The organism is Saccharopolyspora sp. 6V (assembly GCF_020176785.1).
Lineage (GTDB): Bacteria > Actinomycetota > Actinomycetes > Mycobacteriales > Pseudonocardiaceae > Saccharopolyspora_C > Saccharopolyspora_C gregorii.
Genome location: NZ_JAIUKB010000142.1, coordinates 22,021 through 34,389, shown reverse-complemented (window position 1 = coordinate 34,389; position 12,369 = coordinate 22,021). Strand labels below are relative to the sequence as shown.

The following is a 12,369-nucleotide window of genomic DNA, read 5'->3' as shown; positions in this document are numbered from 1 at the left end:
GTGCACACCAGTCCGCGCGTCGGCGACGGTCTGGTCCGGGTGGACGCGTCCGGCACCGTCGTGTTCGCCCGGCCGCACCCGCAGTCGGCCAACCCCCCGCTTGGACCCGCCGCCGCAGTGGGCGGGGGGGGGCGGGCGCCCCGGGGGGGGGGGCGGCCCGGCGGGGGGGGCGGGGCGGGCCCTGTGTTCGGGGGGGCCCGCGGGGGGGGGGGGGGGGGGGGGCCCCCCCGCCCGGTCGCGGTTCACGGGCCTTGCGGCAGACCCGGCATCTCGAACTCCCGGATCTGGGAGGCGTCCGGCTTCGCGACGCTGACCGGCTTCCCCCAGTCGGAGTAGGTGAGGGTGGTGGTCGATTCGCCGACCTGCTGGCCCGCGATGTTCATCGGGGGAGTGACCTGCTCGACCTTGAGCGGGCGGCCTTCCTCGTCGGCCCACACGGTCTGCTTGAGCTCGGTGACACCGGCCTTCAGCATCATCTCGTAGCTCTGCTTGAGGATGCCCTCGGCGGAGCCGACGACGTCGTTGATGTTGGTGACGACCTCGTACTTGGTGGCCTGCGTCCCGTCGACGGTGTCGGAGCCCGCCGCGGTGAACTGGGAGCCTTCCGGCAGCAGCTTGCGGAAGTCGGCGGCCTCGGACAGCGCGGTGGACTGCGCGCCGCCGACGGCGGCCGCGGGGCTGTTCTGGGCGATGTGCACCCACGGCTTGCCCGGGTCCCCGCCCATCGAGTTCAGCTGCGGGTTGTTCATGTACGTCTCGCCGTCGATGACGATGATCTCACCGGTGGTGCCGGTGCAGCTCATCGCGGACTTGGCGGCGTCGACGTCGCAGTCGCTCTGGAGTCCACCGGCGCTGCCGAGCGTGGCGTTCAGCTTCAGCTTGTACGACTTGCTGTCGTCCATGACCTGGGAGGCGCCGGAGACCAGCGAGGCGAGGTCGCTGTAAGCCCCGCCCTGCTGGGCCCCGGAGTCGCTGGAACCGGTCTCCCCGGCACCACCCGGGTTCTGACCGAGGGCACATCCCCCCAAGGTCGCGGTCAACGCGACGGTGCACACTGCGATGCTCGTGCGGCGCACGGAACTTCCTTCCCCTGATCAATATCGGCGAGAGGAAGCTAGCAGCGCGGTTCGACCGTTGTGGGCTGTTCGCGGAAGTTCGTCAACGCGGCGGTTGCGCTCCGGGCAGCGGGCCGTCCGGGAAGGCCCCGACCTGGTCGGCGGGTGGCGGCGCGATGTCGACGGGCGCGCCCCAGTCGCGGTAGGTGGAGGTCAGCGATACCTGCCCGGCTTGCGCGACCTGCTCGGTGGCGGCGAACCGCGCGGGGAGGCCGCGGTCGTCGAGCCACAGCTCGTAGCCGATCTCGGTGCGCCCCGCGTCGGCGGCCTTGCGCAGCCGGGTCCGCTGCTGCTCGTCGGGCGCGGATGCGGCGCCCTGCGCGGTGAGCACCCGGATGCTGTACCGGGTGGTGGGGGTGCCGTCGACCTGTTCCGGCGCGCTCGACTGGATCCTGGTGGCGCCGGCGACCCCGGCGAACGTGGCGCGCGGATCGGCGGCGTCCTGCACCTGGCGGAGGGCGGGGGAGAGCAGCTTCGCGGCGAAGTCGGTGCCGTCGGCGGCGAGCCGCAGCCACGGCTTGCCCGGTTCCGGCTGCAGCAGCGGCGACTTCAGATAGCCGACGCCGTCGACCACGGCGAGTTCCACCGGTTGCGGTGGCTGGGCGGCGGCCGGCTTGGTGGTGCCGTGCAGGGCCACGTCGGCGCGGTCGGCGGTGTAGCGCACGTGGCCATCGCCGGCGAGTTCGCCGACGAAGCCGAGGTCGCCGCGCACGCTGCTGCGCACGCTGCCCTCCTCGTCGATGCGGTGCAGCACGTCGGCGAGCAGCGGTTCGGCGGACGGGCGCGGGTCGGGTCGCGCGGCGGCGGGCATGGAGGGCTGCGGTGCGGGCGCGGGGGCGCAGCTCACCGCGGCGAGGGCGCCGAGCAGAACGGCGGTCAGCGGGGTGGCGTGGCGGACTCGGGGCATGGTCGAGCTCCTCGTCGGGGGACGACGTCCGCGTCCGACGCTAGCAACGCCGTGCGGCGAGCACAGGTGCCGTTCGAGTCGTCGAGGTTTCCGCGGCGTTGCGGCTTTCCCCGGGATTCCCGTTCGGCCGCAAGGATTTCCGCCGTGCGGACGCGGCCCGTCCGGGAAGACCGCTTCCACCCGGCCGGGTGCCGGTCAGGCTTCGTCGCGTCCCGCGCGGGACCGCAGCAGCCGCCGCAGCGAGCTGAGCTGCTCGGTGCGGCCCGCACCCGCTTCGGCGGCGTAGGTGTCGAGGTGGCATTCCGGGTCCGCACCGCCGCCGAGGTGCCCGCAGTTCGACGGGCATTCCTCGGCGGCCTCGGCGAACCCGGTGAAGGCGCTGATCAGGTCGCCGGCAGTGACGTGCGCCAGGCCGAACGAGCGGATGCCCGGGGTGTCGACGACCCAGCCGCCCGCGGGCAGCGGGAGCGCTACCGCCGAGGTCGAGGTGTGCCTGCCCTTGCCGACGCCGCTGACCTCGCCGGTGGCGCGTTCGGCGTGCGGCACCAGCGTGTTCACCAGCGTCGACTTGCCGACGCCGGAGTGCCCGACCAGGGCGCACACCCGGCCGTCGAGCTGCTCGGACAGGTCCTCGTGCAGCTCGTGCATGTTGGTGACGACGATCGGCAGCGGCAGCGCCGAATAGGTCGCCAGCACCTCGTCCGGGGTGGCCAGGTCGGACTTGGTGAGGCACAGCACCGGGGTCAGCCCGCCCGCGTAGGCGGCGACGAGGCAGCGGTCGATCAGCCCGGTGCGCGGCGGCGGGTCGGCGAGCGAGGCGACGATGATGAGCCGCTGCGCGTTCGCGACCACGATCCGCTCGTACGGGTCGGTGTCGTCGGCGGTGCGGCGCAGCACGCTGCTGCGGTCGGCGACCCGCACGATCCGGGCGAGCGTGTCGGCGCGACCGGACGTGTCGCCGACGAGGTCCACCTGGTCGCCGACGACGACCGGGGTGCGGCCCAGTTCGCGGGCGCGCATCGAGGTGACCAGGCGGTCCGGGTCCCCGTCGAGCGCGCAGGTCCACCGGCCCCGGTCCACGGCCACGACCATGGCCGTGGCGGCGTCGGCGTGCTCCGGGCGCCGCTTGCTGCGCGGTCGGGTGCCGCGCCCGGGACGCACCCGCACATCGGATTCGTCCAGGTCTCGCCAGCCGCGGCGGCCCATCAGGCCACCGGCTCCAGCATCGCCGTCCACATCCCGGGGAAGTCGGGGATGGTCTTGCGGGTGGTCGCGACGTCCTCCACTTCGACGCCGGGGACCCGCAGGCCGAGGATGGCGCCCGCGGTGGCCATCCGGTGGTCGGCGTAGGTGTGCCAGGTGCCGCCGCGCAGCGGCCGGGGCCGGATCAGCAGTCCGTCGGCGGTCTGCTCGACGTCCCCGCCGAGGCCGGTGATCTCCCGTTCCAGCGCGGCGAGCCGGTCGGTCTCGTGCCCGCGCAGGTGCGCGATGCCGTGCAGCCGCGAGGGCCCCTCGGCGAGCGCGGCGAGCGCGGCGACGGTCGGGGCGAGCTCGCCGACCTCGTGCAGGTCGACGTCGACCGGCAGCAGCCGTTCCGGGCCGGTGGCGGTGAGCCCGCCGGCGTGCAGCGCGACCTCGGCGCCCATCGCGGTGAGGATGTCCCGGAACGCGTCGCCCGCCTGCGTCGTGGCCGACGGCCAGCCCGGCACGGTGACCTCCCCGGCGGTGGCGGCCGCGGCCGCCAGGAACGGGGTCGCATTGGACAGGTCCGGTTCGACGTCGAGGTCCAGCGCCCGGATCGGCCCGGGGGAGACCTGCCAGGTGTTCGGCCGCTGGTCGTCGCCCCCCACGCCCGCCTCCCGCAGCATCGCGACGGTCATGTCGATGTGCGGCAGCGACGGCACCGGCGGCCCGTCGTGCACCACGGTCACGCCCTGCTCGAACCGCGGGGCGGACAGCAGCAGCCCGGAGACGAACTGGGAGGACGCGGAGGCGTCGATGGTGACCTGCCCGCCGGGCAGCGACCCGGTGCCGCGCAGTTCGAACGGCAGCGAGTCGCCGGTGATGTCGGCGCCGAGCTCGCGCAGCGCGTCGAGCACCGTGTCCAGCGGCCGCTTCCGCGCGTGCGGGTCGCCGTCGAAGGACACCGGTCCTTCGGCGAGCGCGGCCAGCGGCGGCAGGAAGCGCATCACGGTCCCGGCGAGGCCGCAGTCGACGCTCGCGGGCGCGCGCAGCTCGCCCGGTTCGACCAGCCAGGCGCCGTCGGCGCCGTCCCGCACCGCGGTGCCGAGGGAGCGCAGCGCCGCCGCCATCAGCTCGGTGTCCCTGCTGCGCAGCGGCCCGCGCAGCGTGGACGGCCCGTCGGCGAGCGCGGCGAGCACCAATGCGCGGTTGGTGATCGACTTGGAGCCGGGGACGGGGACCGTCGCGCGGACCGGGCCTGCGGCGACCGGGGCGGGCCAGAGCTGCGTCATGCCCCCATGATCCCGCATTCGTCCCTGCTCAACCGGCCGGGGCCGGGCCGGAGGAGTTCGACGTCGTCGGTGGGTGCTGCGACGATGGGCTCGGGGGCGGCGCGATCCCGCTCCTGGCGGCGACGGCGGAGGTGACCAGGAGATGTGCGGCAGGTACGCCTCCACGAAGGATCCGGCGGCGCTGGCCGCGGAGTTCGCCGCCGACGACCGGACCGGCGGTGGTGCCGGGGGAGCCGACTACAACGTGGCCCCCACCAAGCAGGTGCCCGCCGTGGTGGCGCGGCACCGCGACGGCGGACCGGCGCGCAGGCTGCGGACGATGCGCTGGGGCCTGGTGCCGAAGTGGGCGAAGGACCCGAAGATCGGCAACCGCATGATCAACGCGAAGGCGGAGACGGTCGTGTCGAAGCCCGCGTTCCGCGCCGCGGCGAAGTACCGCCGGTGCCTGCTGCCCGCCGACGGCTGGTACGAGTGGAAGCGCGACGGCGACCGCAAGCAGCCCTACTTCATGACCTCGCCGGACGGGGCGAGCCTGGCGCTGGCCGGGCTGTGGGAGACCTGGCACGACCCGGCCGCGGCGGAGGACGCACCGCCGCTGGTGACCTGTTCGGTGCTGACCACCGCGGCCGTCGGGGCGCTCGCCGAGGTGCACGACCGGATGCCGCTGGTGTTGCCCGCGGACCGGTGGGAGGACTGGCTCGACCCCGAGCGCCACGACGCGTCCGGCCTGCTCGAACCCTCGCCGGACCTGGTGGCCGCGCTGGAGCTGCGGCCGGTGTCCTCGGCGGTGAACGACGTGCGGCACAACGGCGCCGAGCTCATCGCCCCGCAGGACGACCCGGACCCGGCGGTAGCGTTGGATCATGCTCGGGACGCGGGGTGAGTGCTGATGTGCGGTCGCTACGCGGTGCGGCGCGACCCGGCGGCGCTGGCCGCCGAGTTCGACGCGGTGGACCGCTCGGAGGGGCTGCTCGGCCCGGACTACAACGTGACGCCGACCAAGACGGTGCCGATCGTGGTGCGCCGCGGCACCGAGCGCAGCGTGCGGCCGGTGCGCTGGGGGCTCGTGCCGACCTGGGCGAAGGACGCCACCAGCGGACCGCCGATGATCAACGCGCGGGCTGAGACGATCACCACCAAGCCCGCGTACGCCGAGTCCGCGGCCCGCCGCCGCTGCCTGATGCCCGCGACCGGCTGGTACGAGTGGCGGCCCGGCGACAAGCGCAGGCAGCCGTACCTGTGCGCGCACCGCGGCGGGGCCAGCCTCGCGATGGCCGCCGTGTTCTCCGCGCGGTGGTCGCCGGAGAACACCTCCGCACCCTTGGTGACCTGCGCCGTCGTCACCACCGACGCGGTCGGCGAGCTCGCGGGCGTGCACCACCGGATGCCGCTGGTGCTGCCCGCGGACAAGTGGGCCGACTGGCTCGACCCGGAGCGCGACGATCCGCGCCCGCTGCTCGACCCGGATCCGCGGTTGCTCGCGGAGCTGGACCTGACCACGGTGTCCACCGAGGTGAACAACATGCGCAACAACCACCCGGGCCTGCTGGACCCGGCGGAGCCGGTGCCCGCACCCGCCGAGCAGGGGGCGCTGTTCGAATGACCCGCGTGCAGATCGACACCCCGCACGGCCCGGCCGCGGCCGAGCTGCACTGCGCCGAGGAGGGCCGGGCGGCGCTGCTGCTCGGGCACGGTGCGGGCGGCGGCATCGCGGCGCCCGACCTGGTGGCCGCGACTCGCGCCGCCACCGGCGCCGGCGTGCACGTGGCGCTGGTCGAACAGCCCTACCGCGTCGCGGGCCGGAAGGCACCCGCGCCCGCCAAGCAGCTCGACGCCGCGTGGCTGGCCGTCGCCGAAGACCTCGGCGAGCGCTGGTTCGCGGACCTGCCGCTGCTGTTCGGCGGTCGTTCCTCCGGGGCGCGGGTGGCGTGCCGCACCGCCGAGGCGGGTACCGCGTCCGCGGTGCTGTGCCTGGCGTTCCCGCTGCACCCGCCGGGCAAGCCGGAGAAGTCGCGGCTCGGCGAGCTCGACGCCGTCGACCCCCCGGTGCTGGTGGTGCAGGGGGAACGGGACGCGTTCGGCAGGCCCGAACCGGCGCACCGGCGCGAAGTGGTGCTCGTCGCCGGGGACCACTCGTTGAAGGCCGACGTCGACGCCGTGTTCCGCGGGGTCGAGGAGTGGCTCACCCGGGTCCTGCGGCCGCTCGACTGATCAGGCCCCGGCGATGTCGGCGACCTGCGCGTCCAGCAACCGGACCAGGTCGGCGGCGGCGAGCTCGATCTCCAGGCCGCGGCGGCCCGCGCTGCAGAAGATCGTGTCGAACGCCTCGGCCGAGGAGTCGACGACCACCGGCAGCCGCTTCTTCTGCCCCAGCGGCGAGATGCCGCCCGCCACGTAACCGGTGGCGCGCTCGGCGGCTGCCATGTCGGCGAGCTTCGCCTTCTTGCCGCCGCGCGCCGCGGCCAGCGCCTTGAGGTCGAGCTGCCCGGTCACCGGCACCACCCCCACCACCAGCGCCCCGTCGACCTCGGCGACCAGCGTCTTGAACACCCGCTCCGGCGGTTGTCCCAGCGCATCGGCCGCTTCCTCGCCGAAGGACTCCGCCCGCGGGTCGTGCTCGTACGCGTGCACCCGGTGCGCGACCCGCTGCCGGTCCAGCAGCGCGGTCGCCGGTGTTCCCCTGCCTGCCATGCCCTGACCCTAGGAGCAGGAATACCCACCGGCCGCACCGCGTTGGACCGGCCGTGACGGAGTTGACGAACACGTGCTTACTCGAACGGCAGCGGGACCTGCCCGAGCGCTCTGATGCAGGTGAGCGGGGCATCGGGCGGGTATCCTCGAAGTGGGTCCATGCGCAGGACGGCATGGGTTCGTCGCCAGCAGCCACCTCTTCCTGGCGGCGGGAAAGGATCCCGGTGGTCAACACCCCGGAGCAACCCGGCACGGCGGGGACCGCCGGCGGCGATGCCGCGGCGGCCGAGCCGGAGCAGGTCGAGGAGACCGACCAGCAGCGCGTGGCCCGCTTCGAGCGGGATGCGATGCCGCTGCTCGACCAGCTCTACGGCGCGGCGCTGCGGATGACGCGCAACGCGCCGGACGCCGAGGACCTCGTGCAGGAGACCTACTTGAAGGCCTACTCGGCGTTCAAGTCGTTCAAGCAGGGCACGAACCTGAAGGCGTGGCTGTACCGCATCCTCACCAACACCTACATCAACGGCTACCGCAAGCGGCAGCGGCAGCCGCAGCAGCAGCCGACCGACGAGATCGCCGACTGGCAGCTCGCCCAGGCCGAGAACCACACCTCCACCGGGCTGCGCTCGGCCGAGGTGGAGGCGCTGGACCGGCTGCCGGACTCCGACGTGAAGAACGCGCTGCAGCAGTTGGCGGAGGAGTTCCGCATGGTCGTCTACTTGGCCGATGTGGAAGGCTTCGCCTACAAGGAGATCGCCGAGATCATGGGGACGCCCATCGGCACGGTGATGTCGCGGCTGCACCGCGGCCGCAGGCAGCTGCGCGACATGCTCACCGACGTGGCGCGCGACCGTGGTTTCCTCAGGGAGAAAAAGCAGGAGGTGAGCACCTCGTGACGTGCGAACATGACGAGGCGTCCTGCGAGGACGTGCTCGCCGAGGTGTGGCTGTTCCTGGACAACGAGTGCAACCAGGACCGGCGCGAGGCGCTGCAGGAGCATCTCGACGAGTGCGGGAGCTGCCTGGAGCACTACGGCTTGGAGGAGCACCTCAAGGAGCTGCTGCACCGCAAGTGCGGCGGCGAGCACGCCCCTTCGGACCTGCGGGAACGGTTGCGCAGCTCGATCCGAGAGACGGTGCTTCGGCAGGCGGACGTGACGGTCGAGCGCGGGCCGGACGGCACCTCGGTCGAGGTGCGGGCCAAGAAGCGGACCTCTTCGGCCGACTAGTACCGGCCGCGCCGCGAGACGAAGAAGAGCCCCGGACCACATCGGTCCGGGGCTCTCGCGTGCGTGCGGCGCGCGGAGCGCACCGTCACGTCAGCTGCCGTTGGGGCGCTTGCCGTGGTTGGCCTTGTTCTTGCGCCGGTCCTTCTTCTTGCGGGAACGCTTTCCCATGACCCCTCCCTCGCGTCGTCCCGCGCTCCGGCCGGGCAGGCCGTGGGCGGGGATTGGTTCCTTGCGGAGTTCTGGCTGTCCAGTCTCGCACGTGCGCCACCCGGGCCCGTTGGGTGGCCCGGCACGTGGTTTCCTTGACGAAACCCGCGTCCGGGCCGTCGCGGAGCGAACTCGTGGAGCGAAGGGTTCGCGCGGAGCCGGTGGTCTCGACCGCCGGGGGCGGTGCCGTGCGGGAGGGCGACCTCGACGCCGGTCGCCGAGTCCGGACCGAAGGAGCGCCTTGTCGACGCTGAGTGACCTGCTGGCCGAGCACACCGGGTTGTCCGGGGCCGCCGCCGACCACCTCCAGCTGGTCGTCGCGGAGTGGCAGCTGTTGTCGGACCTGTCGTTCGCCGATTTCCTGCTGTGGGTCCCGGTCGGCCCGGAAGACGCCACCGAGGACCGGTTCCTGTGCGTGGCGCAGGCCCGGCCGACGACCGCGCCGACCGCGCACCCCGAGGACGTGGTCTCCACCGAGGTCACCCCGGAGGAGCACCCGCAGCTGCGGCGCGCTGCGCTGGAGGGGCGGATCTGCCGGGAGGAGGACCCGCGCTGGCACCTGGGCGTGCCGGTGCGCCGCGAGACGATCCCGGTGAAGTTGGACCAGGAGATCGTCGCGGTGCTGAGCCGGGACACGAACCTGGCGGTGCCGCGGGTGCCGAGCCCGCTGGAGATCTCCTACCTGGGCAGCGCCGCCGACCTGTGCCAGATGATCGCCGACGGCACGTTCCCCACCCCGGAGCCTGCGCCGGACGTGCACACCAGTCCGCGCGTCGGCGACGGTCTGGTCCGGGTGGACGCGTCCGGCACCGTCGTGTTCGCCAGTCCGAACGCGCTGTCGGCCTACCACCGGATGGGACACGCCGCGGATCTCGTCGGGGTGCAGCTGGCGCCGCTGACCAGGTCGTTGCTGTCCGACCCGTTCGACGCCGACGAGGTGGCCCAGCGGGTGCGCCGTGCGGTGTCCGGCGAGCCGAGCATGCGCATGGAGGCGGAGGCGAAGGGCGCGACGGTGCTGTTCCGCGCGTTGCCGCTGCAGCCCCGCGGTCAGGTCGCGGGTGCGTTGGTGCTGGTCCGGGACGTGACGGAGGTCAAGCGGCGGGACCGGGCGCTGATGTCGAAGGACGCCACGATCCGCGAGATCCACCACCGTGTGAAGAACAACCTGCAGACGGTGGCGGCGCTGCTGCGGCTGCAGTCGCGGCGCACCGGCAACTCGGAGGCGAGGCTGGCGCTGGACGAGTCGGTCCGGCGGGTCACCTCGATCGCGCTGGTGCACGAGACGCTGTCGATGTCGGTGGACGAACGCGTCGACCTGGACGACGTCGTGGACCGGGTGATTCCGATGATGAGCGACGTCGCGGTGGCCGAGACCGGGGTGAAGGTGAGCCGGGAGGGCCGGTTCGGCGTCGTGTCGGCCGAGTTGGCGACTCCGCTGGTGATGGTGCTCACCGAACTGGTGCAGAACGCCTTCGAGCACGCGTTCCCGGAAGGCACCGGCGGGGAGGTCGTGGTGCAGGCGGAGCGTTCGGCGCGCTGGCTCGACGTCGTCATCTCGGATGACGGTCAGGGCCTGCCGAAGGGATTCTCCCTGGAGCGCGCCGAACGTCTCGGCCTGCAGATCGTGCGAACCCTCGTCGAGTCTGAGCTGCGGGGTTCGTTGAGCTTGCGCGGTCGGGGCCGGCAGCGGGGTACGGAAGCCGTGTTGCGCGTTCCGTTGAAGTACCGCCGCTGAGCGCCTGACGCCGCAAGCGCGTCGATGGGGGTCGGTGAGCCCGATTGCGGGGTGGCTCACCTGGGGTCGGTCCGCTCGGTCAGTTCGCCTTGGGGGTGGCCGCTGACCGGCATCGACGCTGATCGACCCCGGTTCTCATCGGGGATGTGCTGTTCTTTCGCGACCGCCGTGTCGGGTCGCCCGGGGGGTTTGCGCGGGGGGGGGCGGGATGCCCTCCGGCCGACCCACTACGCTGCGAGCAGGTCCGCTGCTCAGGCGTTGGTACGAGCCGCCCGAGTCCGCGAGCTGCGACGCTTCAGGGCACGCCGCTCGTCCTCGCTCATGCCGCCCCAGACGCCGGCGTCCTGGCCGCTCTCCAGTGCCCACGCCAGGCACTCGGAGGCAACGGGACAACGCCGGCACACGGCTTTCGCCTCGGCGATCTGCAGCAGCGCAGGACCGCTGTTCCCAACGGGGAAGAACAGCTCCGGGTCCTCGTCACGGCAAACCGCATCGTGGCGCCAGTCCATGATTCCTTGCTCCTCGCTAGGCGCGCACATGGCGCGCCGGTAGTTCGTTCGGGGTGTTTGTGAATGCTTTCACGGAGTCCGTGTGCTTGTGAATGCTTTCACGAACTGCCGTGATGTCAAGAGTTCGATCTCGTGCCGTGAGCCAACTCACCTGAAAGATCGACGTCTCGTGACCAGGGGTTCTGAATGATCGCTGGTCAGGGGCGGGGCCGTCGATCAGCGATCGGGCTCCGTTACGAGAAGGTTATACAGCGACCCGCAGGGCGTCCGGCACGGACACGAACTCGATGACCGAACGCTCGCCGAGGTTGTCGCCGTCCACCTGCAGACGCAACGGCTCCTGACAGGCTACGTGGATGTGGCCGACATCGGCACGCCGAAGCGCGTTTCTTCCGTGTGGTTTCGCACTACCGCGGAGCATCTGCGCGATGTAGCGCAACACAACGTAAGCGTTCATGTCGCGCAGCGCGAACACGCCCAGCCCGGTGTCGAACGTGGTGTCCGGGTTCATCCGCATCGGACGTGAGCCCAGGTACGTCCAGGGGTCGGTGTTGGCCACGAACGCGGTGTGCAGCCCGGTGACCGGCTCCTCGTCGCCCACCTGCACGGTGATCATCGGTTCGCGGCGCGACATGCGGAAGTAGCAGCTCAGCGCGGTGCGCGCGTAGAGCGCGGGGGTGACATCGCGGCCGCGGCCGCGGATCTGGTCGACCTCGGCGACCACATCGGCGTCCCAGCCGACGCCCGCGTTGAAGGTGAACCAGCGGTCGTTGGCCTTGCCGAGCCCGACCAGCCTGCTGCTGTCGGTGGCGATGGCCTGCAACAACCGGTACGTCGCCTCGATCGGGTCCTTCGGCAGGCCCAGGGCCCGCGCGAACACGTTCGCCGAACCGCCCGGCACGACGCCGAGGGTGGGCAACCCGCGCTCCGGGACCGGATCGGCGAGCATCCCGTTGACGACCTCGTTGACCGTGCCGTCACCGCCGTGCGCGATGACCAGGTCCACGCCTTCCGCGACCGCCGCGCGGGCGACCTCGGCGGCGTGACCCCGGTACCGGGTCTGCGCGACCTCCAGCTTCACCACGTCGGCCAAGGCGTGGGCCACCACGTCCCGCCCGGCGGCGGTGGTCGAGGTCGCCTGCGGGTTGACGACGAGCACGGCGCGCACGACCTGCAGCCTAGGCGAGGCGTTCCCGCGGCTTCGCGGGGTGCGGCCGGACGGTCAGGTCCTGGTCGGTCGAGTCCGCGTTCCTCCCCTGGTCGGCGACGTGGGACGGTGCGGGACGCTGCGGTCCCGGTCGACCCGACCGGCGGCGGGCTGAGACACCGCGCGGGCCGCGCGCGTCGCGCCGGCTCCGCTTCGCGGTGCGCCCGCACGGGCGCGGTCGTCGACCACCGGTTCCGGTTCGGCGTGGGGGGGGCCCCCCCCCGCGCGCCCCCCCCCCGCCCCCGGGCCGGGGGGGGGGGGGGGGTGGGGGGGGGGGCCCCCCGGGGCGCGGGGCC

At 73.0% G+C, this 12,369-nt stretch carries 14 protein-coding genes; 6 read left to right on the top strand and 8 right to left on the bottom strand.

The genetic code is table 11. The annotated features are described in order from the left end of the window. Positions 1–242 precede the first annotated feature (242 nt). The 4 genes from LCD35_RS24750 to aroA all read right to left on the bottom strand — a co-directional run bounded on the left by LCD35_RS24750 (position 243) and on the right by aroA (position 4,496). Entirely contained in the window at positions 243–1,076 is an 834-nt protein-coding gene (locus LCD35_RS24750) for a hypothetical protein (RefSeq protein ID WP_224960504.1), read from the bottom strand. An 82-nt stretch (positions 1,077–1,158) separates the two neighbouring features. Further along, positions 1,159–2,022, bottom strand: coding sequence for a hypothetical protein (locus tag LCD35_RS24745; RefSeq protein WP_225045042.1), 864 nt, complete (start codon positions 2,020–2,022; stop codon positions 1,159–1,161). Positions 2,023–2,217: 195 nt separating this feature from the next. Further along, positions 2,218–3,228 (bottom strand): ribosome small subunit-dependent GTPase A, encoded by a 1,011-nt coding sequence (gene rsgA, locus LCD35_RS24740; protein ID WP_224960502.1) that lies wholly within the window; start codon positions 3,226–3,228, stop codon positions 2,218–2,220. Beyond that, entirely contained in the window at positions 3,228–4,496 is a 1,269-nt protein-coding gene (gene aroA / locus LCD35_RS24735) for a 3-phosphoshikimate 1-carboxyvinyltransferase (protein WP_225045040.1), read from the bottom strand. Before aroA ends, rsgA begins: the two co-directional genes overlap by 1 nt. A gap of 142 nt (positions 4,497–4,638) precedes the next feature. On the opposite strand from aroA, the gene LCD35_RS24730 reads away from it, so the two are divergent. From LCD35_RS24730 to LCD35_RS24720, 3 genes are read left to right on the top strand one after another with little or no spacing between them, the layout of a single operon-like run. Further along, positions 4,639–5,379 (top strand): SOS response-associated peptidase, encoded by a 741-nt coding sequence (locus tag LCD35_RS24730; RefSeq protein WP_224960498.1) that lies wholly within the window; start codon positions 4,639–4,641, stop codon positions 5,377–5,379. Between the two features lie 6 nt (positions 5,380–5,385). Beyond that, a complete protein-coding gene (locus LCD35_RS24725; RefSeq protein ID WP_225045038.1) occupies positions 5,386–6,099 on the top strand; it encodes an SOS response-associated peptidase in 714 nt (237 codons plus the stop codon). Then, entirely contained in the window at positions 6,096–6,707 is a 612-nt protein-coding gene (locus LCD35_RS24720; RefSeq protein WP_224968161.1) for an alpha/beta family hydrolase, read from the top strand. The genes LCD35_RS24725 and LCD35_RS24720 overlap by 4 nt, the downstream gene beginning before the upstream one ends. On the opposite strand, the gene ybaK is transcribed toward LCD35_RS24720, so the two are convergent. Beyond that, positions 6,708–7,187 carry a Cys-tRNA(Pro) deacylase gene (ybaK, locus tag LCD35_RS24715; RefSeq protein ID WP_224960492.1) on the bottom strand — a complete coding sequence of 160 codons (480 nt, stop codon included), beginning with the start codon at positions 7,185–7,187 and terminating at the stop codon, positions 6,708–6,710. It lies immediately after the preceding gene. A gap of 218 nt (positions 7,188–7,405) precedes the next feature. On the opposite strand from ybaK, the gene LCD35_RS24710 reads away from it, so the two are divergent. Both LCD35_RS24710 and rsrA read left to right on the top strand, forming a co-directional pair. Then, a complete protein-coding gene (locus tag LCD35_RS24710) occupies positions 7,406–8,083 on the top strand; it encodes a sigma-70 family RNA polymerase sigma factor (RefSeq protein WP_308011229.1) in 678 nt (225 codons plus the stop codon). Beyond that, on the top strand, positions 8,080–8,415 hold the full coding sequence (rsrA, locus tag LCD35_RS24705; protein ID WP_224960488.1) for a mycothiol system anti-sigma-R factor: 336 nt from the start codon (positions 8,080–8,082) through the stop codon (positions 8,413–8,415). Before LCD35_RS24710 ends, rsrA begins: the two co-directional genes overlap by 4 nt. Before the next feature lie 90 nt (positions 8,416–8,505). Here the strand turns inward: rsrA and LCD35_RS30815 are convergent, their stop codons facing one another. Next, positions 8,506–8,583: a 50S ribosomal protein bL37 gene (locus tag LCD35_RS30815; protein ID WP_373690061.1), complete on the bottom strand. Its 78-nt coding sequence runs from the start codon at positions 8,581–8,583 to the stop codon at positions 8,506–8,508. Positions 8,584–8,863: 280 nt separating this feature from the next. On the opposite strand from LCD35_RS30815, the gene LCD35_RS24700 reads away from it, so the two are divergent. Further along, complete coding sequence (locus LCD35_RS24700) at positions 8,864–10,357, top strand: PAS domain-containing sensor histidine kinase (RefSeq protein WP_224960486.1); 1,494 nt, start codon at positions 8,864–8,866, stop codon at positions 10,355–10,357. A gap of 251 nt (positions 10,358–10,608) precedes the next feature. On the opposite strand, the gene LCD35_RS24695 is transcribed toward LCD35_RS24700, so the two are convergent. Further along, the gene (locus LCD35_RS24695; protein ID WP_200073222.1) at positions 10,609–10,866 is read right to left on the bottom strand and encodes a WhiB family transcriptional regulator; all 258 of its coding nucleotides are present in this window, start codon (positions 10,864–10,866) and stop codon (positions 10,609–10,611) included. Positions 10,867–11,110: 244 nt separating this feature from the next. Then, positions 11,111–12,034 carry a diacylglycerol kinase family protein gene (locus tag LCD35_RS24690; RefSeq protein WP_224960484.1) on the bottom strand — a complete coding sequence of 308 codons (924 nt, stop codon included), beginning with the start codon at positions 12,032–12,034 and terminating at the stop codon, positions 11,111–11,113. Positions 12,035–12,369: the final 335 nt, after the last annotated feature.